Origin of the sequence: Enemella dayhoffiae (assembly GCF_002250625.1) — a bacterium.
GTDB lineage: Bacteria > Actinomycetota > Actinomycetes > Propionibacteriales > Propionibacteriaceae > Enemella > Enemella dayhoffiae.
The window spans coordinates 108434-134296 of sequence record NZ_NMVQ01000034.1 but is presented as its reverse complement, the minus strand read 5'-3'; the positions used below and the strand labels follow the sequence as shown (position 1 = coordinate 134296).

Here is a 25863-nt window from a genome sequence, read left to right as displayed (position 1 = left end):
TCTGACTGTGAGAATCGCCGATCAGTCGAGGTCGTCGTCCGCATCGTCCAGCCGGGCCAGCCAGGTGGCGAACCGCTCGATCGGCGTCTCGAAGTCGGGATTGAGGTCGACGAAGGTGCGCAACTGCTCGGCCACCCATTCCAGGGAGACCTGCTCCTCGCCGCGGCGCTTCTCCAACTCCTCGATGCCGCGATCGGTGAAGTACACCTCAGCCCTCGCGCGGGGCGAGCGCCCGCTTGATCAGGTCGGCCTGCTCCAGCTGGTGCACCTTCACCGAACCGACCGACGGTGCCGAGGACGCCGGCCGGGTGACCGGGGTCATCTGCAGGTCGTAACCCGGCTGGTGCTCCGCCAATGCCACCGGCAGATGGTAGTGCATGAACTGCCAGGCGCCCTGGTTCTCCGGCTCGTCCTGCACCCAGCGGACGTCGGTGACGTGCTCGTAGCCCTTGAGCGCGGCGGCCAGTTCCTTTGCGGGCAGCGGATAGAGCCGCTCGAAGGCGAAGATGGCGACCTCACCCTCCTGCTTGTTCTTCTCCCGGGCGTTGACCAGGTCCCAACGAACCTTGCCGGAGCAGAAGATCAGCGTCTTCACCTTCGACCGGTCGACGATCGTGTCGTCGGACAGCACCGGACGCCAGCTGCCGTTGGTGAAGTCCTCCGGCGCCGAGACGGCCCGCTTGTTGCGGAGCATCGACTTCGGGGTGGCGATCACCAGCGGACGGTGCCAGTTCACGAACGCGTGGGTGCGCAGCAGGTGGAAGTGGCTGGCCGGGGTGGACGGCTGGCAGACGGCCATCGCGTCCTCGGCGCACAGCTGCAACCAGCGCTCGATCCGGGCCGAGGAGTGGTCCGGGCCCTGGCCCTCGTAACCGTGCGGCAGCAGCAGCACGATGCCCGATTTCTGTGTCCACTTGGCCTTTCCGGCCGAGATGAACTCATCCGAGATCGTCTGCGCGCCGTTGACGAAGTCACCGAACTGCGCCTCCCAGCACACCAGCGCCTCGGGTCGGGCGACCGAATAGCCGTATTCGAAGCCGAGCACGGCGTACTCGCTGAGCGGGGAGTCGAAGACCTGGAACTTCTCCTGTCCCTTCTGCATGTTCCGCAGCGGCACCCAGGGGGCGCCGGTCTCGCGATCCATCAGCGCGGCGAACCGCTGGCTGAACGTGCCGCGGCGGGAATCCTGGCCGGTCAGGCGTACCGGACGGCCATCCAGCAGGAGCGAGCCGAAGGCGAGGATCTCCGCGGTCGCCCAGTCGATCGGACCGTTCACGATGGCCTTGGCGCGACGCTCCAGCTGGGGCAGCACCTTCGGGTGACCGGTGAACCCCTCGGGCGCGTTCAGGTGCGCGTCGGAGATGATCTTCATCATCTCGGCGGTGATCGAGGTGCCCTCGTCGCGGCCGCGCTTGGCCGGATAGTGCGGCACCCGCTGGTATTCCGGCGAGTCGTCCTTGTCCTCGCGGACCTCGTTGAACACCTCCTCCAACCGGTGCTGGAAGCGGCTCATCGCGGCCTCGGCGTCCTCGGTGGAGATGTCACCGCGACCGATCAGCGCCTCGGTGTACAACTTGCGGGTGGAGCGCTTGCGCTCGATCAGGTTGTACATCAGCGGGTTGGTGAAGCTCGGATCATCGCCCTCGTTGTGACCGCGGCGGCGATAGCAGATGACGTCGATCACGACGTCCTTGTTGAACTCCTGACGGAAGTCGAACGCCAACCGGGCCACCCGGACGACGGCCTCGGGGTCGTCGCCGTTGACGTGGAAGACCGGGGCACCGATCGACTTGGCCACGTCGGTGCAATAGACCGAGGAGCGGGACTGGTCGGGGGCGGTGGTGAACCCGATCTGGTTGTTCACCACGACGTGGATGGTGCCGCCGGTGCGATAGCCGCGCAACTGCGACAGCTGCATCGTCTCGAACACCACGCCCTGACCGGCGAAGGCCGCGTCACCGTGCATCAGCACCGGCAGCACCGGGAAGTCGGTGCCACGGTTGAGCAGGTCCTGCTTGGCGCGGACGACACCCTCCAGCACCGGGTTGACCGCCTCCAGGTGGGACGGGTTGGCGGCCACCGAGGTGAGCACCGTGTTGCCGGACAGCGCCTTGAACTCGCCCTCGGCGCCGAGGTGATACTTCACGTCACCCGATCCCTCGACGCTGCGCGGGTCCAGGTTGCCCTCGAACTCGCGGAAGATCTGGGCGTAGGACTTGCCGACCACGTTGGCCAGCACGTTCAGCCGGCCACGGTGCGGCATGCCGATGCACACCTCGTCGAGCCCGGCGTCGGCCGCGGCCTCGCAGATCTCGTCCAGCAGCACGATCGCGGATTCCCCACCCTCGAGGGAAAAGCGCTTCTGACCGACGAACTTGGTCTGCAGGAAGGTCTCGAAGATCTCGGCCTCGTTGAGCTTGTCCAGGATCCGCAGCTGTTCCTCGCGCGGGGACTTCTCCGACTTGCGCTCAACCCGGTCCTGGATCCACTTCCGCTGGGCCGGATCCGGGATGTACATGTACTCGATGCCGACCTGGCGGCAGTAGGAGTCGCGCAGCACACCGAGAATGTCGCGCAGCAGCATGAACGGCCGGTCACCGCCGAAGGACCCGGTGGCGAACTGCCGGTCGAGGTCCCACAGGGTCAGCCCGTGGCTCTCCACCTCGAGGTCGGGGTGGTGCCGCTGCACGTATTCCAGCGGGTCGGTGTCGGCCATGAAGTGACCGGAGGTGCGATAGGCATTGATCAGCTCGAACACCCGCGCCTGCTTGCCCACCTGCGCCTCGTGGCTGACCGAGGTGTCGGTCGACCAGACGATGGGGGAGTAGGGGATGCGCAGGGCCCGGAAGATGTCGTCATAGAACCCGTCGGCACCGAGCAGCAGCTCGTTCAGCTTCTTCAGGTATTCACCGGACTGGGCGCCCTGGATCACCCGGTGGTCGTAGGTCGAGGTGAACGTCATCGTCTTCGACACGCCCAGGTCCGCCAGGCGCTCTGGGTCGGTACCCGCGAACTCCGGCGGATAGTCGATCGAGCCGATGCCGATGATGCAGCCCTGACCCTTCATCAGCCGCGGGATGGAGTGCTGGGTGCCGAGGCCGCCCGGGTTGGTCAGCGTGATGGTGGTGTTCTGGAAGTCCGCGACCTCCAGGCGGTTCTCCCGCGCCTTGCGGACCAGGTTCTCGTAGCCGGCCCAGAACTGGGCGAAGTCGAGGTCCTCGGTCGCCTTGATGCTCGGCACGAGCAGCTGCCGGGTGCCGTCGGACTTCGGCACGTCGATGGCCAGACCGAAGTTGATCGAGGTCGGCTCGACCAGGGTCGGCTTGCCGTCGGTCTCGTCGTAGGAGTTGTTCATCGCCGGGACGGCCTTCAGCGCCTGCACCATGGCGTACCCGATGATGTGGGTGAACGACACCTTGCCGCCGCGGGCGCGCCGCAGGTGGTTGTTGATCACGGTGCGCTGGTCGATGACGAGCTTCATCGGTACCGCGCGGACGCTGGTGGCGGTGGGGATGGTCAGCGACGCATCCATGTTCTTGGCGGTACGCCCGGGCGCGCCCTTCATCACCGTGCGCTTGGCCTCGCCCTTGCTCTCGCCCGGCCGGACGGTCGGGTTCGGCGGGTCGGCCGGCAGGCCACCGGGGTTACCGGGCTTGGCCGGACGCAGGTCCCGGACGATGTTCGGCTGCTCGACGGTCGCCTTCGGCGCGTTCGCCGGACGCTCCGGGGCCTTCTTGCCCGACTTCTTAGACTCGGCCGGCTTGTCCTCGGCAGGCTTCTTGTCCGCAGGCTTCTTGTCCGTCGGCTGCTTCTCGGCGGGCTTCGCGGCCTGCTTGGCCGGCTTCTCGGCCTGCTTGGCCGGCTTCTCGGCCTGCTCAGCCTTCGGCTCCTCCTGCTTCTTGGCCGAGTCCTGCCCCTGCTTGGGGGCCTGCTCCTGCTTGGCCGGTACGCCGGCGGGCTGCTTCTCGGCGAAGTACTTCTGCCAACTGGGATCGACCGAGTCGGGATCCTGCTGATAGCGGTCGTACATCTCGTCGAGGAGCCAGTCGTTGGCGCCGAAGTCGGATTGCTCTTGGTCGGGCGCGGGGGCCACAATCGCCTTCTTCCGGTGGTGTCGCTGCGGGACGTGTGAGGCTCAGTGCCTTCGCACGATGCTACCCAACGATTGATACCACTCCGCAACTGGTTCGTCGGGGTGCAGCGCCGCAACTCGGGACGCATCGGGCGATCGGTCATGACGACCGGTTGGATCTGTGGCGCCCCCGCTAGGATTCGAACCTAGGCTCCCGCCTCCGGAGGGCGGTGCTCTATCCCCTGAGCTACGGGGGCGTGGCCCGCATTCGGGCCGACGAGAACTATAGCAGCCCGGGCCGGTGGGCCGCATTCTCGCAACCGGGTACGCCTGCCGCGGAACGAAATGTCGCCCTCGCAGGCGATCTGGCACAGTTCCACCCATGACCCATATGCACGTGGCCGGCTCGATCCATGCCGACACCCTGACCCCGGCGCCCAAGTGGCTCCAGGTCCCTGCGGACGTCAACCGGTTGGAGACCAAGCTGTGGTCGTCCACGGTACGCCGCGGCGAGGACGGCGTGCTGCGGGTCGGCCGGGTCGCGGTGACCGAGATCGCCGAGCAGGTGGGCACCCCGGCGTACGTGATCGACGAGGTCGACTTCCGGGCCCGCGCGCGGGCGTACGCCGACGCCTTCGCCGGCTGGGACGTCTACTACGCCGGCAAGTCGTTCCTGGCCGCCGGCGTGGTCGGCTGGGTGGCCGAGGAGGGACTCTGCCTGGACGTCTGCTCGGGCAACGAGCTGATCGTGGCCCTGGCCGGCGGGATGGACCCGGCGCGGATCGGGCTGCACGGCAACAACAAGTCGGTCGCCGAGCTGGAGCTGGCGGTGGACAGTGGGGTGGGGCGGATCATCGTCGACTCGCTGACCGAGATCGACCGGCTGGCCGAGATCTGTGCGCAGCGCCAGAAGCGGGCCAAGGTGCTGGTCCGGGTGACCGCCGGGGTCGAGGCGCACACCCACGAATACATCGCCACCGCGCACGAGGACCAGAAGTTCGGGCTGTCCATCTCCGGGGGACAGGCGCTGGCGGCGCTGCGCCGGTGCGCGGAGAACCCGCACCTGGACCTGCGCGGGATCCACTCCCACATCGGCTCGCAGATCTTCGAGACCGCCGGCTTCGAGGTGGCCATCCGGCGCACCCTGGAGCTGCACAAGCAGCTGGCGGAGGACACCTCGGTGACCCTTCCCGAGCTCGACCTCGGCGGCGGCTTCGGCATCGCCTACACCTCCGCCGACACCCCGCGCTCCCCGGAATACCTGGCCGGGGCGTTGCAGTCTCTGGTGGCCCGGGAGTGCCGCGGCCTGGAGATCGAGATGCCGCACCTGTCGATCGAGCCCGGCCGGGCGATCAGCGGGCCGCCCGGGATGGCGCTCTACACCGTGGGCACGGTGAAGCAGGTGGAGGTGGCCCCCGAGGCGTTCCGCTGCTACGTGTCGGTGGACGGCGGGATGAGCGACAACATCCGCCCCGCCCTCTATGGCAGCGAATATTCGGCGACCGTCGCCGATCGGCGCTCCGAGGCCGGGCCGATGCTGTGCCGGGTGGTCGGCAAGCACTGCGAGTCCGGCGACATCCTGGTGCGCGATGAGTTCCTGCCGGCGGACATCGCGCCCGGTGACCTGATCGCGGTACCGGCCGCTGGGGCGTACAGCCGCTCGATGGCCAGCAACTACAACCATGCGCTGCGCCCGCCGGTGGTGTCGGTGCGCGACGGCAAGGTGCGTACGCTGATCCGTCGGGAGACCCTGGCCGACCTGCTGGGGCTGGACCCGGGCGTCGACCTGGCCAACCTCCCGGCAGTCGAAAGGAATGATCGATGATGAACGCCGCAACCGACCGACCGTTGCGGGTCGCCCTGTTGGGCTGTGGGGTGGTCGGCTCCGAGGTGGCCCGGCTGATCACCGAGCAGTCCGCGGACCTGGCGGCCCGGATCGGGCGGCCGATGGAGCTGGCGGGCATCGCGGTACGCCGAACCAACCTGGAGCGGCCCGGGCTCGACCCGGCGCTGTTCACCACCGACGCCGAGGCACTGGTCACCCGCGAGGACGTCGACCTGGTCGTGGAGGTGATCGGCGGGATCGAACCGGCGCGCGGGCTGATCCTCGCCGCGCTGCGCGCTGGGGCGTCGGTGGTCACCGCCAACAAGGCGCTGCTCGCCGAGGACGGCACCACCCTGTTCGCCGCGGCCGAGCAGGCCGGGGTCGACCTCTATTTCGAGGCCGCCGTCGCCGGTGCGATCCCGATCATCCGCCCGCTGCGCGAGTCGCTGGTGGGTGATGAGATCACCTCGGTGATGGGCATCGTCAACGGCACCACCAACTACATCCTGGACAAGATGCACCGCGAGGGCGTCGGCTTCGACGACGTGCTCGCCGAGGCCCAGTCCCTGGGGTACGCCGAGGCTGACCCGACCGCCGACGTGGAGGGGTTCGACGCCGCCGCCAAGGCCGCCATCCTGGCCGGGCTCGCGTTCCACAGCCGGGTCACCGCCGCCGACGTGCACCGGGAGGGGATCACCGAGATCAGCCCCTCCGACATCGCCGCGGCCGAGGGGATGGACTGCACCGTCAAGGCGCTGGCGATCTGCCGGCTGGAGGACGGGCCCAACGGTGCGCAGGCCATCTCGGTGCGCACCCACCCGGCGATGATCCCGAACAGTCACCCGCTGGCGTCGGTTGGCGGGGCGTACAACGCGGTCTTCGTGGAGTCCCGCAACGCCGGCCGGCTGATGTTCTATGGCCCCGGCGCCGGCGGCTCGCCGACCGCCAGCGCGGTGATGGGCGACCTGGTCACCGTGGCCCGCAACCGGGTCCGCGGGGCCGCCGGGCCGGGTGAGTCGACCTATGCCCAGCGCGAGGTGGTGCCGATCGGACAGGTGTCCACCCGCTATTTCCTCAGCCTGGATGTGGTCGACCAGGCCGGTGTACTGGCCGAGATCGCCGGCTGCTTCGCCGATCACCAGGTGTCGGTGCAGACCCTGCGCCAGGAGATCTCGCCGCGCGCCGACCTGCAGGGGGCCCGGCTCGTCGTGGTCACCCACCGCGCCGACGACGCCGCGCTGAGCAGCACCGTGTCGGCTCTGCGGGAGCTCCCCTCGGTGCACGAGGTGCTCTCGGTGATGCGGGTCGAGGGCGAGTGATGGTCGAGCCGGGGGAGATGCTCCCGGCCGGGCGTCGGGCCAGGGTCCGGGTACCGGCCAACAGCGCCAACCTCGGCCCGGGCTTCGACGCCCTCGGGCTGGCGCTGGCCTGGTATGACGAGTGTGAGCTCGAGGTGCTCGCCGAGGGAGTCCGGGTCGAGGTGACCGGGGAGGGGGCCGGACACGTGCCCACCGACCGGTCGCACCTGGTGCTGGCCTGCCTCGACCAGGGCCTGACGGCCCTGGGGGCGTACGCCCCGGGGGTGCGGCTGAGCGCCCACAACACGATCCCGCACACCCGCGGACTGGGCTCCTCGGCGGCCGCCGCCGTGGCCGGGCTGCTCGCCGCTTGGGCGCTGGCCCGCCCCGGCCAGCCGGCGGACCGCGACTGGCTGCTGGAGCAGGCGTACGCCGTGGAGGGGCACGCCGACAACATCGCCGCCGCCATCTGGGGCGGGTTCGTGCTGACCTGGGTGGACGAGGGCTCCGGATCGGGGCGGGTACACGCCGTGGCGGCCCCGGTGCACCCCGACGTGCGGGTGCTGGCCTACGTCCACCACCGGCCGGTGGCCACCCGTTCGGCCCGCAACGTGTTGCCCGATCGGGTGCCACACGCCGAGGCGGCGAGCAATTCCGCGCGCGCCGCGCTGCTCTCGCACGCCCTGGCGTACGCCCCGGACCTGCTGCTGCCGGCCACCCGGGAGTGGCTGCACCAGAACTATCGGACCGAGCTGATGCCGGCCTCCCTGGAGTTGGTGCGATCCCTGCGGGACAAGGGATTCGGCGCGGTGATCAGTGGCGCCGGACCGACCGTCCTGGTGCTCACCGATGCCGCGCGGGCGCAGACCCTGGACGGGTCGGAGGCTCCGGAGTTCACCCGGCACGAACTGGCGATCGGCCGCGCCGCAGAAGTGCTTTCCTGAGGTTCGGTTGGCCGACTTGTCCCAGACGGTGGTAGCCTCGATCACGAAGAGGGCCCGTTCGGTGCTCTCGAGCGCCTCGCAGGTCGGGCGCGACGATCCTTGCGCATCATCCCCGTTGTTGCGGGTGTGACCGGCACGGATCGCCACAGGCATTCCCGTACGCCGCCGTCGGTGGAGCCGCTGGAATCCGTGGCCTGTTCCGAAGGTCACCCAAGAGCTTTGTGACCTGTACAGCCGAGCGAGTTCACGAGGAACGACGCGGCTGGCCGGGAAAGGAAATCAGTGACAGAAACCACCGAGACGCCGACCACCGGAGCCGAGCAGGCGCCCACCGGTCGGCGTCGCAAGGGCTCGGGGCTGGACGCGATGGTGTTGCCCGAGCTGAAGCAGCTGGCCGCCTCACTGGGACTGAAGCGCACCGGCGCGATGCGCAAGGGGCAGCTGGTCGAGGCGATCAGGGCCGCGCAGTCCGGGGGTACGCCGCAGGCGGCGCCCGGCGGGTCACGCCAGAGCGCGCCCGCCCAGAGCGCCCCGACCGAGAGCGCCCCGACCCAGAACGCGCCCACCCAGAACGCGTCGCAGGCGTCGAGCGAACAGCCCCGCGGAGAGCGGCAACCGGCCCGCGATGAGCAGCAGACGCAGCGGCAGGCCAGCAACGGGCAGCGCTCCGAGCAGCAGGAGCTGCCCGCCGATGACACCCGCCGGGAGCTGGGCCGTCGCCTCGAGGCCGAGCGCCGGCAGGCCGAGAGCCGCACCAACGGCGCCGAGTCCGAGCAGGGCGAGCGTGCCGCGCGCCAGGACCGCGGCGACCGGCGCGAGGACAACCGTGACCGGGACGAGGACCGGAACCGCGACAACGGCAACCGTGACCGCGACGACAACCGGAATCGCGACAACGGCCACCGTGACCGGGACAACGGCAATCGGGACCGGGACGACAACCGGAACAGGGACAACGGCAATCGCGACCGGGACGACAACCGGAACAGGGACAACGGCAATCGCGACCGCGACGACAACCGGAACCGGGACAACAATCGCGACCGCGACAACAACCGCGACCAGGACGATGACGGCGGTTCGCGGCGCGGCCGGCGTCGCCGCAACCGCGACCGGAACAACCGGCGCAACAACCGCGGCTCCGGGCTGGACCGGCTCGAGCAGGAGCCCGAGGTCTCCGAGGACGACGTCCTGATCAACGTCTCCGGCATCCTCGACGTGCTCGACTCCTACGCCTTCGTGCGCACGACCGGCTATCTGCCGGGCCCCGAGGACGCCTACGTGTCGCTGTCGATGGTCCGCAAGTTCGGGCTGCGCAAGGGCGACGTCGTCGCCGGTGCGCTGCGCCAGCCGCGCGAGGGTGAGCGCAAGGAGAAGTTCAACCCGCTGGTCCGGATCGACTCGATCAACGGGGCCGACCCGGAGCAGGCCAAGGGGCGTGCCGACTTCAACAAGCTGACCCCGCTCTATCCGCAGGAGCGGCTGCGCCTGGAGACCACGCCGACCAACATGACCGGCCGGATCATCGACATGGTGTCCCCGATCGGCAAGGGCCAGCGTGGCCTGATCGTCTCGCCGCCGAAGGCCGGCAAGACGATGATCATGCAGAACATCGCCAACGCGATCACCATGAACAACCCCGAGGTGCACCTGATGGTGGTGCTCGTCGACGAGCGACCCGAGGAGGTCACCGACTTCGAGCGCACCGTCTCGGGTGAGGTGATCGCCTCCACCTTCGACCGCCCGGCGAGCGACCACACCACGGTGGCCGAACTGGCGATCGAGCGGGCCAAGCGGCTGGTCGAGCTGGGCCACGACGTGGTCGTGCTGCTGGACGGCATCACCCGGCTGGGCCGGGCGTACAACATCGCCGCACCGGCCTCGGGCCGGATCCTGTCCGGTGGTGTCGACTCGGCCGCGCTCTATCCGCCGAAGAAGTTCTTCGGTGCCGCCCGCAACATCGAGAACGGCGGTTCGCTGACCATCCTGGCCACCGCGCTGATCGAGACCGGTTCGAAGATGGACGAGGTGATCTTCGAGGAGTTCAAGGGCACCGGCAACATGGAGCTGCGACTGCGTCGCGAGTTCGCCGACAAGCGCATCTTCCCGGCCATCGACGCGGTCGCCTCCGGCACCCGTCGCGAGGAGCTGCTGCTGAGCCGCGAGGAGCTCAACATCATCTGGAAGCTGCGCCGGGTGCTGTCCGGTCTGGACGGGCAGCAGGCGCTGGAGATGCTGTTGAACCGGATGAAGAAGACCCGGTCCAACAACGAGTTCCTGCTGCTGATCTCGAAGACCACACCCGGTCGCGAGGACTGACCTCTCGCCGGTGGGAACGGCCTCGATCCGGTTCGCCGGGTCGAGGCCGTTTCGCGTCTGCCCATCCGGCGACGGCGCTCAGCCCCGTCGATCCATCAGCCAGCGACGCAGACGCACGCCGACCGGGAACCGACCGCGCCGCAGCGGCCGCCCGACCAGCTCCGCCTCGACCTGGTCGAGCAGGTCCTCCAGGCACGCGTCGTGCAGCGGCAGGACCACCCGGGCTCGGACCGGATCGGGGTGCTGCAGGGTCATCGTGTGGGTCCAGGTGACCCGGCCGTCCGACTCCTCGGTGAGCCGCAGGCCGTGCCCGCCCCGCATCGGAGGGTGGAACTCGAAGCCCACGGCGTCCTCCGTCGCCTCCGTCACGCGGTAACGGATCGGGCCGTGACCCCCGTCCGCGCCCGGCTGCACGCCGCAGTCGCCGAACCAGATCCGGGGCCAGCGGTCGGTCGGCCAAACCCGGTCGCGCTGGGTGGCCAGCGTGGCCAGCAGGGCACGGGAGCGGGCCAGGTCTCCCGGCACGGTGCGCTGGTGGATGTTGGTGGCTCCGTCGGGGGTGGTTGTGGTGAACGGTGTGAAGCTCATCTGCTGCCTCCATACGGTTGCGTATGGTAAAACCATACGGCAGCGTACGGTAGACTGGCAACCATGACCCAAGGCGCCCGGTTGACCCGTGACGACTGGGTGGCGGGTGCCCTGCTGCTGTGCGCCGAGGAGGGGTACGCCAAGGTGGCCGTGGAGCCACTGGCCGCGCGGCTGGGTGCCACCAAAGGCAGCTTCTACTGGCACTTCCGCTCCCGTGACGACCTGCTCTCCGCCATGCTGGCGGCCTGGGAACGCGAGCACACTATGCGGATCATCGATCAGGTCGAGGAGGCCCCGCCGCCGGATCGACTGCGCCGGCTGATCGCCGACACGTTCGGGGTGGGCCCCCGGGATCGCGGCAGCCGCCTCGAGCGGGCGATGCTCGCAGCAGCGGATCGCCCGGAGGTGGCGCCGGTCGTGGCGGGGGTGCACCGGGCGCGGATCGGCTACCTGGACTCGCTCTTCCGTGCCCTGGGATTCCCTGCGCAGAAGGCCCGCATCCGCGCCCGGACGGCGTACGCGGCGTTCCTGGGCGACCTGCAGCTCAGCACGGACCGGCAGCCGACCTCAAAGATCGACACCCTGGTCGACGAGCTGGTGGTGCTGTTCTCCAGCCGCTGAGCCGACGGGGAACATTTGGCGTACCCGCGGCGTTGCGGCAGAATAGATCGTCGGTCCGGTTCACCCCAGCTCTCCAATCGGGGACCCGGACATCAACAGACCAAGGAGACATCATGAAAAAGGGGATCCACCCCAACTACGGTGAGACCCGGGTGACCTGCACCTGCGGCAACACCTTCCTGACCAACAGCACCGCCGAGAACGGCACCATCCGCGCCGAGGTGTGCTCGAACTGCCACCCCTTCTATACCGGCAAGCAGAAGATCCTCGACACCGGTGGTCGCGTGGCCCGGTTCGAGAAGCGCTACGCCAAGGCCAAGGACGCCAAGAAGAAGTAGCTTCCGCTCAGGCGCCGGGAGTCGGACGGGTTCCGACTCCCGGCGTTTGTCGTTCCCTTCGACTCGCTCGTTCCTCGCTCGCTCAGGCGGCGTCGTACACAGGAGAAACCATTGTTCGAGTCGGCCGAGCCGCTGCGCGCCGAATATGCCCAACTGGAGGCCGCGCTTGCTGACCCCGAGGTGCACGCCGACCCCGCGCGGGCCCGGCGTACCGGGCGGCGCTATGCCGAGCTCACCGGGGTGGTCCGCGCCCTCGATGAGTACGCCGCGACGCGCGATGATCTCGAGGCGGCGCGCGAGCTGGCCGACGAGGACCCCGCCTTCGCCGCCGAGGCCGAGCAGCTCGGCGTACGCCTGGCCGAGGTGACCGAGCGGCTGACCCGGCTGCTCGCCCCGCGCGACCCGAACGACTCCGCCGACGCGCTGCTGGAGATCAAGTCCGGCGAGGGCGGTGAGGAGTCGGCGCTGTTCGCCGGCGACCTGCTCAAGATGTACACCCGCTATGCCGAGTCCCGCGGCTGGTCGGTCGAGGTGCTCGACTCCCAGGAGACCGACCTGGGCGGGTTCAAGTCGGTCACGGTCGCGGTCAAGGCGCGCGGCGACGCCGACCCGGACAACCTGCCCTACGGGGTGCTCAAGTTCGAGGGCGGGGTGCACCGGGTGCAGCGGGTGCCGGTCACCGAGACCCAGGGCCGGATCCACACCTCGGCCGCCGGGGTGCTGGTGATGCCCGAGGTCGAGGAGGCCGACGTCGAGATCGACGAGAACGACCTGCGGATCGACGTGTTCCGCTCCTCCGGCAAGGGCGGCCAGGGGGTCAACACCACCGACTCCGCGGTGCGGATCACCCACCTGCCGACCGGCACCGTTGTGTCGTGCCAGAACGAGCGCTCCCAGCTGCAGAACAAGGCGCAGGCGATGCGCGTGCTGCGTTCCCGGCTGGCCGCGGCGGCGGCCGAGCGGGCCGCAGCCGAGGCGTCCAGCGCGCGGGCCTCCCAGGTGCGCACGGTGGACCGCTCCGAGCGGATTCGCACCTACAACTTCCCGGAGAACCGGATCGCCGACCACCGGATCGGGTTCAAGGCGCACAACCTCGACCAGGTGCTCGCCGGCGACCTGAGTGACCTGGTCGCCGCCCTCCAGGCCGCGGAACTTTCCGAGCGGCTGGAGCGGGCGGGTGCGAACCCGTGAGCCGGTAATCTCGATGCTCCAGCACGCATTCCGGTGTGCCTGACCAGGAGGGTTGATGACCGCCGACTTCGAGGACGTGCTCTCCCGGCTCAACGACACCGTCGACCAGGCCGCCCGGGGAGAGCGTCCCAGCCAGCTGCCCGAGGTCGAGGGTGAGGCCACGGCGTACGACGACCGGATCACGGTCAAGGTCCGGGCCGGCAAGGTGACCGGCCTGGAGATCCAGCCGCTGGCGATGCGGCTCAGCAACGTCGAGCTCGCCGAACAGCTCAGCACCGCGGTGAACGAGGCGCTGGTCGACTATGCGGACAAGGTGACCGCCGCCCTGATGGACTCCGACACCGATTTCGGATCGCTGGGCCGCTCCACCCGACAGATCCAGCAGGACGGGCTCAAGGCGATGAAGGCCTACGCCGACTCCCTCTTCGACGCACTGAATCAGGTGAAACGAAATGGCTGAGGAAACACTGCGCTACAACACCAAGGACCTGCGCTCCGGAGGTACCGGCGTCTCGGGCGCCGGCGATTCGCTGGAGCAGAAGTTCCAGGCGCTGCTCGGCGAGTGCAGCGACATGTCGGTGTTCGGTCCCGGTCACGACACCGTCGGTCCGATCGCCCAGATGATCTATCAGGCGGTGCTGGAGCGGGTGACCGAGACTGTCGACGGATCCGTCGGGGCCTACCGCGACTTCGGGGACAAGATGCACACCGCCGCGGACATCTATGACCGCGGTGAACAGGACAACAGCGACATCGCCCAGAGGAGGCCCCACTGATGGCCGTCATGCTGCCGGGAGAGGTCTCCCACCTGCTCAACCTGCTGGGCTTCGAGTGGCCCGAGGTCAACGAGGACAAGATGTTCGACTGGGGCGGCCGCTGGGTCGGTTTCAATGGTGAGGTGCAGGGCACCCACTCCGATGCCGACGGCGGCGCCCGGACGGCCCTGATGGAGAACCGCGACGCCGGCATGGAGGCGTTCAAGAAGCAGTTCTATGAGTCCAAGGACAACGTGATGGAGGTCGTCCGCGACCTCGGCTCGGCCTCCGGAATCATCGGCGGGTGCCTGTTCGTGATCGGCGGTCTGGTGATCGCGCTGAAGATCCTGGTGGTGATCCAACTGGTCATCCTGGCGGTGCAGATCGCCTCGGCCATCGCCGCGGCGATCCCCACCTTCGGCGCGTCGATGACGCTGATCCCGCTGTTCGAGATCATCGCCCAGCGCGCCATCGCCTTCGCCATCAACTTCACCATCGAGCAGCTTCTTGCCTGAGCCGGAAGCACCCGAGCCTGAAGCAGTGGTGTGATCCCGCCGTTGCTGCGTGACGCCGCCGCACGGTTGCCCGGCGAGTCGGGAGCGGCGGAGGCGCGCACGCTGCTGGCGTACGCCCTGGGGGTCGAGGTGAACCGGCTGCTGCTGGCCGCCGACCCGACCCCGGAGCAGGTCCGGCGTTTCGGGGAACTCATCGAGCGGCGGGCCGCCGGCATCCCGTTGCAGCACCTGACCGGCGAGGCATATTTCCGCACGGTCCGGCTTGAGGTGGGGCCCGGGGTGTTCGTGCCGCGGCCGGAGACCGAGGTGATGACCGGCTGGGCGCTGGAACGCATCAGCGAGTGGCGCGCCGCCGGCACCGAACGCCCGGTGGTGGTCGAGCTGTGCACCGGTTCCGGGGCGATCGCCCTCGCCCTGCACACCGAGGCGCCCGGTTGTGAGCTGCACGCCGTCGAGTTGTCGGAGCAGGCGTACGCCTATGCCGCGCGCAACCTGGCCGGTACCGGGATCGACCTGCGCCAGGGGGACCTGGCCACCGCCTTCGATGACCTCGCCGGCGCCGTCGACCTGGTCGTCTGCAACCCGCCCTACATCCCGCTCACCGCCTGGGAGGGCGTACCCGCCGAGGTCCGCGACCACGATCCCGAGCTGGCGCTGTTCTCCGGCAGCGACGGGCTGGACGCGATGCGCGTGCTCGCCGTTCGGGCCGCGCTGCTGCTGCGCCCGGGCGGTCTGGTGTGCGCCGAGCATGCCGAGGTGCAGCAGCACAGCGCGCCGCAGGTGTTCGTCGAGCACGGCGATTTCGAGCAGGTGCGCGACCACCGCGACCTGACCGGGCGGCCGCGCTTCGTGACGGCCCGTCGTCGCTGAGGTGGCAGGATGGGCCCGTGACCGAGCAGGAACAGGGCCCACCAGCACCCGAGCCGAGCGAGCCGGCTTACCGGCGTTTCGACTGCACCGACAGCGACCAGCGCGCCGAGGCGCTGGTGGCCGCCAAGGGCGCGGTCGACGCGGGGGAGTGCGTCGTGCTGCCGACCGACACGGTCTATGGGATCGGTGCCAACTCGTTCTCGGCGGCGGCGGTGCAGCGACTGCTGGACAGCAAGGGCCGCGGTCGCGACATGCCGCCACCGGTGTTGATCGCCGACCCGGCGGTGATGATGGCGCTCGGCCGCGACATCCCCGAGGCCGCCAAGAAGCTCGCCGAGCAGCACTGGCCCGGTCCGCTGACGATCATCGTGTACGCCCAGAGCTCGCTGCAGATGGACCTCGGCGAGACCCGCGGTACGATCGCGCTGCGGGTGCCCGACCACGAGCTGGCCCGCGAGCTGCTGCAGACCACCGGGCCACTGGCGGTGTCCAGCGCCAACCGCACCGGCCAGCCCGCGGCGACCGACGCCGACGCGGCGATCGAGCAGCTGGGGGACCGGGTCGCGGTCTATCTGGACGGCGGCGCGACCCCGGGCCAGATGCCGTCCACGATCGTCGACTTCACCCACTCCGACTATGGCGCGGTGGTTCGGCACGGCCGGATCGACATCGCCGAACTGCGCGCCACCGTGCCCTATCTGGATGACCGCACCGAACCGGACATCGAGGCCGGCTGAGCGATGCGGGCCTATCTGCTGGTGCTGCTGATCACCGCCGCGACGACCTACCTGCTGAGCGGGTTGGCGCGACGGGTGGCGCTGCGTACCGGTGCGGTGGCCCGGGTCCGGGATCGCGACGTGCACGCCATCCCGATTCCCTATTTCGGTGGGGTGGCGATGCTGTTCGGGGTCGGGGCCGCCTATCTGATCTCGACCAACATGCCGTTCCTGGGCCGCAATCCGCTGATCCAGCACGACTTCCGCGCCATCCTGATCGCCGCCCTGGTGATCTGTGCCGTCGGCGTGCTCGACGACCTGTTCGAGCTCAACGCGGTGGCCAAACTCGCCGGTCAGGTGCTCGCCGCGGGGCTGGTGGTGGCCAACGGCGTGAAGATGTTGTGGATCCCGCTGCCCAACAGCATCATCTCCCTGGACGACTCGGCCTCGATCGCGATCACGGTCTTCTTCATCGTGCTCTGCACCAACGCGGTCAACTACGTCGACGGCCTGGACGGGCTGGCCGCGGGGGTGGTCGCGATCGGGGCGCTCGCCTTCTTCACCTACTCCTATCTGCTGGTGTCGGACCTGGACCTGCCCCGCGCGCAGACAGCCAGCCTGTTGACGGTCGCGATCGCCGGGGTGTGCATCGGCTTTCTGCCGCACAACTACTTCCCGGCCCGGATGTTCATGGGCGACTCCGGGGCGATGCTGCTCGGGTTGATGCTGGCCACCTCGACGATCTCGTTGACCGGTCAGATCGACTCGTCCAGGTTGACCGACGAGGGGAGTGGGCTGATGGCGGCGTACCTGCCGCTGATTCTGCCGCTGGCGATCATGGTGCTGCCGCTGCTCGACTTCGTGCTGGCGTTCCTGAGGCGAACCTACGCCGGGACCTGGTTCTGGGTGGCGGACAAGCAGCACCTGCACCACCGGCTGCTGGAACGCGGTCACTCGCACCGGCGCGCCGTGCTGCTGATGTACATCTGGACCGCGCTGATCTCCTTCGGGGTGATCGCGGTCGGGCTCGGGCCGCGCTGGGAGACCATCGCGGCGGTGGTCGGGTTGATGGGGGTGGCCACCTTCTTCACCCTGGGGGCGCCGACGGGGACGCCCGCCGAGGACGCCCGGCAGCGGCGCGTCGAGCGCGAGGCGGAGGCCAAGATCCAGGAGCGGCCCCAGGGATAGCCCGCCCCCCGGGCGACCGCAGCACCCGCGGGCTATTTGTGCTAAGTTTCACAAGCAATCCCCCGAGCCCGGCATAGCTGTCGGGTGCCCAACCTCGAGACTGCGGAAACGATGACGACTGTGACCGGCGCGCTGCCCTCTGGGCCCACCCCCTCGGCGGGGGTCGGTTCGGGCAACCCAGCGATCGTCCGGGCCCGCACGCTGCTGATGGCGGGGGTGCTCGGCGCCCACGCCGGAGCGCTGCTCGCGGTCGGCGGCTCGGCGGTGCTGCTGGGCCGCCGGGGCCTGTTCTCGGCCCTCTTCGGGGCCGCCCTGGTGATCGTCTTCCAGGTGATCGGGCAGTCCGTCCAGGTGCGGTTCGCCACCGCCCATCCGCGCACCCTGATGGCCGCCAGCCTGGCCTCCTTCGGCTTCCGCGCCGCGTTGCTGCTGTTCGTGCTGTACGCCTGGTTCAACCTGGCCAGCGACCCCGACAGCCTGGCCCGCGGGCCCCTGGTCGCCGGGGCGGCGCTCACCCTGGTCGGCTGGCTGGGCGCCGAGGCGTACGCCCTGCATCGCCTGCGCGTCCCCAACTTCGACGAGCCCACCGACGGCCCGCAGGGGTCCGCCCAGGGCGGGGGGACGGCGAAGTGACCCGCAGCGGAACGACTGATAATCTCTCGCTCCGAAGCCCGATCGGCGACCTCGCCACCGGGCCAATCGCTCAGGAGGGATCGGTGACCTTGGCCACCGCACGCGAGGACAGTGCCGCCCAGGCACGCACCGCTCGCGACCGGTCCCTCTCCGCCCGGGGGCAGGATGACGCGATGCGGGCCCTGTCCTATCTGCTGGCCGGAGTGCTCGGTTACGGCGGTCTCGGCTGGCTGCTGGACCGCTGGCTCGCCACCTCGTTCCTGCTGCCGATCGGCATCGTGCTCGGCGCGGGCCTGGGCATCTACCTCGTGATTCGTCGCTTCGCCGTCGAGCGGGGCGTCACCACCAAGTCCTCCGATGGCACCGGAGCTGAAACAACTGGGAAGGAGCGCCGGTGAGCCCGATCCTGCCGCTGGTCCCGCTCGAGGGTGGCTACAAGCCGCCCAGCGTGAGTGACTTCATGTTCGACGGCATGCACGGCTGGTGGGACAGCCCCGCATGGGTGAACAAGCCGCTGATCCAGGCCGTGATCGGCGCGATCCTGGTGATCGTGGTCTGGCTGATCGCCTCCCGCAACCTGAAGGTGCTGCCCAGCAAGGGCCAGTTCTTCTGGGAGTACGTCTACGACTTCATCCGCAACGGGGTCGCCCGCGACGCGCTGGGTCACGATTTCCGCCGCTATCTGCCCTATCTGCTCGGGCTGTTCTCCTTCATCTGGGTGAACAACGTGTTCGGGTTGTTCCCGCTGTTCATGTTCCCGACCTTCTCCAACATCGGGTACGCCTGGGGCCTGGCCCTGCTCAGCTGGCTGATCTACAACGGCGCGGGTATCGCCCGCCACGGCGCCAAGTACTTCAAGAACAGCCTGATCCCGGCCGGGGTGCCGGTCTGGCTGTGGCCGATCATCATCCCGCTGGAGTTCCTGTCCAACTTCATCGTCCGCCCCGTCACCCTCGGTCTGCGACTGTTCGGCAACATGTTCGCCGGCCACCTGGTGGTGCTGGTGTTCGTCGTCGGCGGCGGCTACCTGCTGACCGAGGCGCACGGGGCGTTCAACAAGTTCGCCGGCGGCATGTCCATGCTGTTCAGCTTCGCCATCTTCGCCCTCGAGCTGCTGGTGGCGACCCTGCAGGCGTACATCTTCACCGTGCTGACCGCACAGTACGTCGCCTCCTCGCTGGCCGAGGACCACTGATCCATCCCCCTGAAACCACCCAAAGACCGTCACTAAAACGGAAATCCGAAAGGAAACCCACATGACCCCCATGGAAATCGCCGGCTCGGTGAACATGATCGGCGCTGGCCTGGCGGCCATCGGCTCCGGCATCGGCGTCGGCCTGATCTTCGCCTCCGTGATCCAGGGCACCGCCCGTCAGCCCGAGGCCCGCGGCGCCATGATGGGCACCGCCTGGATCGGTATGGCGATCGTCGAGGCGCTGTTCATCCTGGCGCTGGCCTTCGCCTTCGTCATCAACTGATCCGGAGGATCACATGCTGATCATCCCGCTGGCAGGAGAAGAGGGCGGCGGTCCACTCGGACCCCTGTTGCCGCACCACCTCTCCGAATTCATCATGGGCATCCTGCTCATGATCATCATCTGGCTCGTGCTGCGGGCCAAGGTGGTGCCCGCCTTCGAGAAGATGTACGCCGAGCGTGCGGCGGCCATCCAGGGCGGGATGGAGAAGGCCGAGAAGGCCCAGGAAGAGGCCGAGGCGGCGCTCCGGCAGTATCAGGAGCAGCTGGCCGAGGCTCGCCAGGAGGCCGCCCGGATCCGCGAGGACGCCAAGAACGAGGGCGCACGGATCAAGGCGGAGCTGCGCGAGCAGGCCGAGGCCGAGGCCAACCGGATCGTCACCAACGCGACCACCCAGATCGAGGCGGAGCGGGTACAGGTGGTCAACCAGCTGCGCACCGAGGTCGGTGGCCTGGCCACCACCCTGGCCGGCCGGATCGTCGGGGAATCCCTCGACGACGACGACCGGGCGCGGCGCACCATCGACCGGTTCATCGCCGACCTGGAGTCGCAGCCCGTCGGTGACAAGGCGGAGCAGGGGCAGCGATGACCCGCACCGTGAGCTCTGCCGAGGAGGCCCGCCTGGGCTCGGTGGATCGGGTCCTGGACAACCAGGAGCCGAACTCCACGCTGGCCGGTGAGTTGTTCGCCGTGGTCGACGCGGTCGAGGCGCAGCCGTCGCTGCGCCGCGGCTTCACCGACCCGGGAATGCCTTCCGACCAGCGCAAGGGTCTGGTCTGGCAGCTGCTCAACGGCAAGGTGTCCGGTGCGGCGGTGCACGTCACCGAGGAGACGGCCGCGCTGCGCTGGGGTGGGGGTCGCTCGTTCACCGCGGCGCTGGAGCGGCAGGGCGTGCGCGCCGAACTGCGCGCCGCCCAGGCCGAGGGCAAGCTCGACGAGGTCGAGGACGAGCTGTTCCGGTTCTCCCGGACCGTCTCCGGCGAACCGGCCCTGGCCGAGGCGCTGGGGGACCGCGGGGTCCCGCTGCAGAAGCGGGAGCAGCTGGTCACCCAGCTGCTCGACGGCCGCGCGCACGAGGCGACCGTGGTGCTCGCCCGCCGTGCGGTCGGTGCCCGGGACCGCAACTTCGTGAACACGGTCGAGGGCTATCTGAGCCTGGCCTCCGCGCTGCGCAACCGGGGCATCGCCACGGTGCGGGTGGCGCGGGAGCTGACCTCCGAGCAGTATGAGCGGCTCCGGGTGGCGCTGAGCCGCCAGGTGGGTCGCGAGGTCGACCTGCACGTGGTGGTCGACCCCGAGGTGATCGGCGGCGTCCGGGTCGAGCTGGGCGACGAGGTCATCGAGGGCACCGTGGCCGGCCGGCTCGCCGAGGCGCGCAGGCGCCTGGGCTGAGGCGTACGCCTCCCGACAACAGAACTTCAACCAACGCAACTTGGGAAACGAGAGCAGGGACGCAACGATGGCGGAACTCACAATTCGTCCGGAGGAGATCCGGAACGCGCTGGACTCCTTCGTCCAGAACTACACCCCGGAGACCTCCTCGCGCGAAGAGGTGGGCATCGTGGTGACCTCCGGTGACGGTATCGCCCGGGTCGAGGGCCTGCCGTCCTGCATGGCCAACGAGCTGCTGGAGTTCGAGAACGGCACGATGGGCATCGCGCTGAACCTCGACGTCCGCGAGATCGGCGTCGTGGTGCTCGGCAACTCCGAGGGCATCGAGGAGGGCTCCAAGGTCAAGGGCACCGGCCAGGTGCTCTCGGTGCCGGTCGGTGACGGCTTCCTCGGTCGCGTGATCGACGCGATGGGCAACCCGATCGACGGGATGGGCGAGATCAACGGCGTCGACGACCGTCGTCCGCTGGAGCTGCAGGCCGCCGGCGTGATGGATCGCCAGGAGGTCCGCGAGCCGCTGCAGACGGGTCTGAAGGCGATCGACGCGATGATCCCGATCGGCCGCGGCCAGCGGCAGCTGATCATCGGTGACCGCAAGACCGGCAAGACCGCCATCGCGATCGACACGATCATCAACCAGAAGAGCAACTGGGAGTCCGGCGACCCCAAGAAGCAGGTGCGCTGCATCTACGTGGCGATCGGTCAGAAGGGTTCCACCGTCGCCGAGGTGAAGGGCACCCTCGAAGAGGCGGGCGCGATGGAGTACACCACCATCGTGCACGCGCCGGCCTCCGACCCGGCCGGCTTCAAGTACATCGCCCCGTACGCCGGTTCGGCCATCGGTCAGCACTGGATGTACCAGGGCAAGCACGTGCTGATCATCTTCGACGACCTGACCAAGCAGGCCGAGGCCTACCGCGCGATGTCGCTGCTGCTGCGCCGCCCGCCGGGCCGTGAGGCGTACCCCGGTGACGTGTTCTATCTCCACTCCCGCCTGCTGGAGCGCTGCGCCAAGCTCTCCGACGAGCTGGGCGGCGGTTCGATGACCGGCCTGCCGATCATCGAGACCAAGGCGAACGACGTGTCGGCGTTCATCCCGACCAACGTGATCTCGATCACCGACGGTCAGATCTTCCTGCAGTCCGACCTGTTCAACGCCAACCAGCGGCCCGCCGTCGACGTGGGCATCTCGGTGTCCCGAGTCGGTGGCGCCGCGCAGATCAAGGCGATGAAGTCGGTCGCCGGCACCCTGAAGCTGGGTCTGGCCCAGTATCGCGACATGCAGGCGTTCGCCATGTTCGCCTCCGACCTGGACGCCACCTCCCGGCGCCAGCTGGATCGCGGTGCGCGGTTGACCGAGCTGCTGCGTCAGGGCCAGTACGCCCCCTATGCCGTCGAGGACCAGGTGGTCAGCGTGTGGGCCGGCACCAACGGTCACTTCGACGACGTGCCGGTGGACGACGTACTGCGCTTCGAGCAGGAGCTGCTGGATCACCTGCGGCACAACTCGAACGTGCTGCAGACCATCTCCGAGACGCAGAAGTTCGACGACGACACCGCGAACGCGCTGGAGCAGGAGATCAAGAAGTTCAAGCAGGGCTTCCAGACCTCTGACGGCAAGATGCTGCAGGCCGGCCGCGAGGAGCATGACGCGCTCGAGGCCGACGAGGTCGGTCAGGAGCAGATCGTCAAGCAGAAGCGGGGCTGATTCTGTGTTGAACCCGAGCAGAGCGGAGCGCTGAGATGCCAGCAAGCCTGCGTGAACTTCGCCAGCGGAAGAACTCGGTCTCCACGACCAAGAAGATCACCCGCGCCATGGAGCTCATCGCCGCCTCGCGGATCGTCAAGGCCCAGCAGCGGGCCAACGCGGCGGCGCCGTATGCCCGGGAGCTGACCCGGGCGGTGTCGGCGGTGGCGACGTTCTCCAACATCGACCACCCGCTGACCACCGAGAAGGAAAACCCGACCCGGGCGGCGATGCTGCTGATCACCTCCGACCGCGGTCTGGCGGGGGCGTACAGCTCCTCGGTGATCAAGCAGGGGGAGCAGCTCACCGAGCTGCTGCGGGCCGACGGCAAGGAGGTCGTGCCCTTCCTCTGCGGACGCAAGGGGATCGGTTTCTACCAGTTCCGCAAGCGGCACGTGGAGCAGACCTGGGAGGGTTTCTCGGACTCCCCGAACTATGCCCACGCCCGCGAGATCGCCGACGCGCTGATCAAGGCGTTCCTCACCCCGACCGAGGAAGGTGGGGTGGACGAGATCCAGATCGTCTACACCCGGTTTGTGTCGATGATCACCCAGAAGCCGGAGGTGATCCGACTGCTGCCGCTGGAGGTGGTGGAGTCGGACGAGGCGATCGAGAGCCACGAGGTGTTCCCGCTCTACGACTTCGAGCCGGACGCCGAGGCCGTGCTGGACGAGCTGCTGCCGCTGTACGTGGCCAGCCGCATCCAGTACTGCCTGCTCCAGGCGGCGGCCTCGGAGCTGGCGAGCAAGCAGCGGGCGATGAAGTCGGCCACCGACAACGCCCAGCAACTGATCGAACGCCTGACCCGGGAGGCCAACCAGGCCCGGCAGGCGCAGATCACCCAGGAAATCAGTGAGATCGTGGGTGGCGTGAACGCGCTGGCCGACGCGAACGCAGAGAGTGAGTGAGAGATGACTGCGACTGTCAACGACACCAACCAGACCAGTGGTGAGGCCCAGATCGGTCGGATCGCCCGGGTCATCGGCCCGGTGGTGGACGTCGAGTTCCCGCCGGATCAGATGCCCGACATCATGAACGCGCTGCACGTCGACATCGACCTCGGCGGCGAGCAGCGCACCATCACCCTCGAGGTGGCGCTGCACGTGGGCGACAACATCGTCCGCGCCATCTCGCTGAAGCCGACCGACGGTCTGCGTCGCGGCCAGGAGGTGCGCGACACCAACGCCCCGATCACCGTGCCGGTGGGCGACATCACCAAGGGCCACGTGTGGAACGCCACCGGTGACGTGCTGAACGCCGACCCGTCCAGCCTGGAGATCTCCGAGCGCTGGCCGATCCACCGCGAGCCGCCGAAGTTCGACGCGCTCGAGTCGAAGACCGAGATGCTGGAGACCGGCATCAAGGTGCTCGACCTGCTGACCCCCTATGTGCAGGGCGGCAAGATCGGCCTGTTCGGCGGCGCCGGTGTGGGCAAGACCGTGCTGATCCAGGAGATGATCTATCGCATCGCGCACAACTTCGGTGGCACCTCGGTGTTCGCCGGCGTGGGCGAGCGGACCCGTGAGGGCAACGACCTGATCAACGAGATGGAAGAGGCCGGGGTGTTCAAGGACACCGCCCTGGTGTTTGGCCAGATGGACGAGCCGCCGGGCACCCGGCTGCGGGTGGCGCTGTCGGCGCTGACCATGGCGGAATACTTCCGCGACGTGCAGAACCAGGACGTGCTGCTGTTCATCGACAACATCTTCCGGTTCACCCAGGCCGGCTCCGAGGTGTCCACCCTGCTGGGCCGGATGCCGTCGGCGGTGGGTTATCAGCCCAACCTGGCCGACGAGATGGGCCAGCTGCAGGAGCGGATCACCTCGGTCCGCGGTCACTCGATCACCTCGATGCAGGCGATCTACGTGCCCGCCGACGACTACACCGACCCGGCTCCGGCGACCACCTTCGCCCACCTGGACGCGACCACCGAGCTCTCCCGTGAGATCGCCTCGCGTGGGCTCTATCCGGCCGTGGACCCGCTCACCTCGTCCTCGCGCATCCTCGATGCGCAGTACATCGGCCAGGAGCACTATGACACGGCCGTCCAGGTGAAGCAGATCCTGCAGCGCAACAAGGAGCTGCAGGACATCATCGCCATCCTCGGTGTCGACGAGCTGTCCGAGGAGGACAAGATCGTCGTGAACCGGGCCCGTCGGATCCAGCAGTTCCTGTCCCAGAACACCTACATGGCCGAGAAGTTCACCAACATCCCGGGCTCCACCGTGCCGCTGAAGGACACCATCGAGGGGTTCCAGATGATCTGCAAGGGCGATGTCGACCACATCGCCGAGCAGGCGTTCTTCAACGTCGGTGGCATGGACATGGTGATGGAGAACTGGGACAAGATGCAGAAGGAAGGCTGAGCATGGCCGACGTCCTGCAGGTCAACGTCGTCGCCGCGGACCGGGTGGTCTGGTCCGGGGAGGCCAGCCAGGTCATCGCCCGCACCAGCGAGGGGGACACCGGCATCCTGCCGAACCACTCGCCGCTGCTGGCGGTGCTGGTACCGAGCGGGGTCGAGGTGTTCTCCACCGGTGGCGAGCGCGAGGTCGTGGCCGTCGACGGCGGGTTCATCTCGGTGCAGCACAACCGGGTGTCCATCCTGTCGGAGTACGCGTCCCGGGGCGAGGAGATCAGCCTGGACGCCGCCGAGAAGGAACTGGCCGAGGCCAACCGGCAGCTGGACGCGGGTGACGACTCCGAGGAGACCCGCAAGCACTACCAGCGTGCCGCCGCCCAGGTGAAGGCCGCGCAGAAGCGCCAAGGGAACTCCGGCCTGGGGCACTGACCTTCCCCACCGCTGCGAAGGGGTCCGACCACGACGTGGTCGGACCCCTTTCGCGTACGCCGCAGCGGCCTCGCTGGTTTGAGTCTTCTTGGACGTTTGGCTAAATTTCTTTCATGGAGTGGCTGGTCGAGGTGGTGGGGCTTACAATCCTGCTCGCCCTGATCGTCCCGCTGCTCTGGCTCTATCTCCGCCGCCGTTGGCTCTCCCGCCAGGGCGGCATTTTCGACTGTGCGATGCGCCCGGTCGAGCACACCGAGTGGGCCCTCGGTCTGGCCCGCTACGAGGGCGAGCACCTGGAGTGGTACCGCGCGCTGTCCCTTTCGCTGCGCCCCAAGGTGCGCTTCCGGCGTACCGCCACCTCCGCGGTGGAACAGCGGGAGGCCGAATACGGCGAGGTGGAGAGCCTCTACGGCAATCCCCGGGTGGTACGCCTCAGCAGCTCCAGCAGGGTCCCGCGGGACCCGGCGGGGGACTGGGAGTTGGCGATGGCCCCCGAGAGCAGCACCGGGCTGCTGTCCTGGCTCGAGGCCGCGCCGCCCAGTGTCGGGCGCTTCCGCCAGTGAGTTGTGCGGGTGCGCCGGTGGG

27 protein-coding genes and 1 tRNA gene are annotated in these 25863 nt (G+C 68.8%); 24 read left to right on the top strand and 4 right to left on the bottom strand.

All coding sequences use genetic code 11. From position 1 onward, the window contains the following. Positions 1-21 precede the first annotated feature (21 nt). From CGZ93_RS13310 to CGZ93_RS13300, 3 genes are all read right to left on the bottom strand, one after another. Positions 22-207, bottom strand: a complete 186-nt coding sequence (locus tag CGZ93_RS13310; protein ID WP_094364638.1) for a DUF6104 family protein — start codon at positions 205-207, stop codon at positions 22-24. 1 nt (position 208) lies between these two features. Beyond that, a complete protein-coding gene (locus CGZ93_RS13305; protein ID WP_176451761.1) occupies positions 209-4093 on the bottom strand; it encodes a multifunctional oxoglutarate decarboxylase/oxoglutarate dehydrogenase thiamine pyrophosphate-binding subunit/dihydrolipoyllysine-residue succinyltransferase subunit in 3885 nt (1294 codons plus the stop codon). Positions 4094-4254: 161 nt separating this feature from the next. After that, positions 4255-4329, bottom strand: a tRNA-Arg gene (locus CGZ93_RS13300). A 125-nt stretch (positions 4330-4454) separates the two neighbouring features. Between CGZ93_RS13300 and lysA the strand changes: the two genes are divergently transcribed. The 4 genes from lysA to rho all read left to right on the top strand — a co-directional run bounded on the left by lysA (position 4455) and on the right by rho (position 10458). Beyond that, positions 4455-5897, top strand: coding sequence for a diaminopimelate decarboxylase (gene lysA / locus CGZ93_RS13295; RefSeq protein ID WP_094364636.1), 1443 nt, complete (start codon positions 4455-4457; stop codon positions 5895-5897). Continuing rightward, positions 5894-7216: a homoserine dehydrogenase gene (locus CGZ93_RS13290; RefSeq protein WP_229117440.1), complete on the top strand. Its 1323-nt coding sequence runs from the start codon at positions 5894-5896 to the stop codon at positions 7214-7216. Before lysA ends, CGZ93_RS13290 begins: the two co-directional genes overlap by 4 nt. Further along, complete coding sequence (gene thrB, locus CGZ93_RS13285) at positions 7216-8139, top strand: homoserine kinase (RefSeq protein ID WP_094364635.1); 924 nt, start codon at positions 7216-7218, stop codon at positions 8137-8139. The genes CGZ93_RS13290 and thrB overlap by 1 nt, the downstream gene beginning before the upstream one ends. A gap of 282 nt (positions 8140-8421) precedes the next feature. Then, a complete protein-coding gene (gene rho / locus CGZ93_RS13280) occupies positions 8422-10458 on the top strand; it encodes a transcription termination factor Rho (protein WP_094364634.1) in 2037 nt (678 codons plus the stop codon). Positions 10459-10536: 78 nt separating this feature from the next. Here the strand turns inward: rho and CGZ93_RS13275 are convergent, their stop codons facing one another. Then, on the bottom strand, positions 10537-11046 hold the full coding sequence (locus CGZ93_RS13275) for a hypothetical protein (protein ID WP_094364633.1): 510 nt from the start codon (positions 11044-11046) through the stop codon (positions 10537-10539). A gap of 63 nt (positions 11047-11109) precedes the next feature. Between CGZ93_RS13275 and CGZ93_RS13270 the strand changes: the two genes are divergently transcribed. The 20 genes from CGZ93_RS13270 to CGZ93_RS13175 all read left to right on the top strand — a co-directional run bounded on the left by CGZ93_RS13270 (position 11110) and on the right by CGZ93_RS13175 (position 25841). After that, on the top strand, positions 11110-11667 hold the full coding sequence (locus tag CGZ93_RS13270) for a TetR/AcrR family transcriptional regulator (RefSeq protein ID WP_094364632.1): 558 nt from the start codon (positions 11110-11112) through the stop codon (positions 11665-11667). 113 nt (positions 11668-11780) lie between these two features. After that, positions 11781-12005, top strand: a complete 225-nt coding sequence (gene rpmE, locus CGZ93_RS13265; protein ID WP_094364631.1) for a 50S ribosomal protein L31 — start codon at positions 11781-11783, stop codon at positions 12003-12005. Between the two features lie 111 nt (positions 12006-12116). After that, complete coding sequence (gene prfA, locus CGZ93_RS13260) at positions 12117-13196, top strand: peptide chain release factor 1 (RefSeq protein ID WP_094364630.1); 1080 nt, start codon at positions 12117-12119, stop codon at positions 13194-13196. A gap of 55 nt (positions 13197-13251) precedes the next feature. Next, positions 13252-13656: a hypothetical protein gene (locus tag CGZ93_RS13255; RefSeq protein ID WP_094364629.1), complete on the top strand. Its 405-nt coding sequence runs from the start codon at positions 13252-13254 to the stop codon at positions 13654-13656. After that, positions 13649-13972: a hypothetical protein gene (locus CGZ93_RS13250; protein ID WP_094364628.1), complete on the top strand. Its 324-nt coding sequence runs from the start codon at positions 13649-13651 to the stop codon at positions 13970-13972. Before CGZ93_RS13255 ends, CGZ93_RS13250 begins: the two co-directional genes overlap by 8 nt. Next, positions 13972-14466, top strand: a complete 495-nt coding sequence (locus CGZ93_RS13245; RefSeq protein ID WP_094364627.1) for a WXG100-like domain-containing protein — start codon at positions 13972-13974, stop codon at positions 14464-14466. The genes CGZ93_RS13250 and CGZ93_RS13245 overlap by 1 nt, the downstream gene beginning before the upstream one ends. A gap of 30 nt (positions 14467-14496) precedes the next feature. After that, on the top strand, positions 14497-15336 hold the full coding sequence (gene prmC, locus CGZ93_RS13240) for a peptide chain release factor N(5)-glutamine methyltransferase (RefSeq protein WP_229117439.1): 840 nt from the start codon (positions 14497-14499) through the stop codon (positions 15334-15336). 17 nt (positions 15337-15353) lie between these two features. Then, entirely contained in the window at positions 15354-16073 is a 720-nt protein-coding gene (locus tag CGZ93_RS13235) for an L-threonylcarbamoyladenylate synthase (RefSeq protein WP_094364626.1), read from the top strand. 3 nt (positions 16074-16076) lie between these two features. Beyond that, complete coding sequence (locus CGZ93_RS13230; protein WP_094364625.1) at positions 16077-17240, top strand: MraY family glycosyltransferase; 1164 nt, start codon at positions 16077-16079, stop codon at positions 17238-17240. A gap of 111 nt (positions 17241-17351) precedes the next feature. Then, entirely contained in the window at positions 17352-17873 is a 522-nt protein-coding gene (locus tag CGZ93_RS13225; protein WP_141211211.1) for a hypothetical protein, read from the top strand. Positions 17874-17956: 83 nt separating this feature from the next. After that, positions 17957-18271 (top strand): AtpZ/AtpI family protein, encoded by a 315-nt coding sequence (locus tag CGZ93_RS13220; RefSeq protein ID WP_229117438.1) that lies wholly within the window; start codon positions 17957-17959, stop codon positions 18269-18271. Positions 18272-18333: 62 nt separating this feature from the next. Continuing rightward, positions 18334-19068: a F0F1 ATP synthase subunit A gene (gene atpB, locus CGZ93_RS13215; RefSeq protein ID WP_176451774.1), complete on the top strand. Its 735-nt coding sequence runs from the start codon at positions 18334-18336 to the stop codon at positions 19066-19068. A 61-nt stretch (positions 19069-19129) separates the two neighbouring features. After that, complete coding sequence (locus tag CGZ93_RS13210) at positions 19130-19351, top strand: ATP synthase F0 subunit C (RefSeq protein WP_094355383.1); 222 nt, start codon at positions 19130-19132, stop codon at positions 19349-19351. 13 nt (positions 19352-19364) lie between these two features. Further along, complete coding sequence (locus CGZ93_RS13205; protein WP_094364622.1) at positions 19365-19937, top strand: F0F1 ATP synthase subunit B; 573 nt, start codon at positions 19365-19367, stop codon at positions 19935-19937. Then, a complete protein-coding gene (locus tag CGZ93_RS13200; protein WP_094364621.1) occupies positions 19934-20740 on the top strand; it encodes a F0F1 ATP synthase subunit delta in 807 nt (268 codons plus the stop codon). The genes CGZ93_RS13205 and CGZ93_RS13200 overlap by 4 nt, the downstream gene beginning before the upstream one ends. Positions 20741-20807: 67 nt before the next feature. Then, positions 20808-22448: a F0F1 ATP synthase subunit alpha gene (gene atpA / locus CGZ93_RS13195; RefSeq protein WP_094364620.1), complete on the top strand. Its 1641-nt coding sequence runs from the start codon at positions 20808-20810 to the stop codon at positions 22446-22448. Positions 22449-22483: 35 nt separating this feature from the next. Further along, complete coding sequence (locus tag CGZ93_RS13190) at positions 22484-23395, top strand: F0F1 ATP synthase subunit gamma (RefSeq protein WP_094364619.1); 912 nt, start codon at positions 22484-22486, stop codon at positions 23393-23395. 3 nt (positions 23396-23398) lie between these two features. Continuing rightward, entirely contained in the window at positions 23399-24853 is a 1455-nt protein-coding gene (gene atpD, locus CGZ93_RS13185) for a F0F1 ATP synthase subunit beta (protein ID WP_094364618.1), read from the top strand. Between the two features lie 2 nt (positions 24854-24855). After that, positions 24856-25278: a F0F1 ATP synthase subunit epsilon gene (locus CGZ93_RS13180; RefSeq protein WP_094364617.1), complete on the top strand. Its 423-nt coding sequence runs from the start codon at positions 24856-24858 to the stop codon at positions 25276-25278. Positions 25279-25391: 113 nt separating this feature from the next. Further along, positions 25392-25841: a DUF2550 domain-containing protein gene (locus CGZ93_RS13175; RefSeq protein WP_094364616.1), complete on the top strand. Its 450-nt coding sequence runs from the start codon at positions 25392-25394 to the stop codon at positions 25839-25841. The last annotated feature ends 22 nt before the right edge of the window (positions 25842-25863 follow it).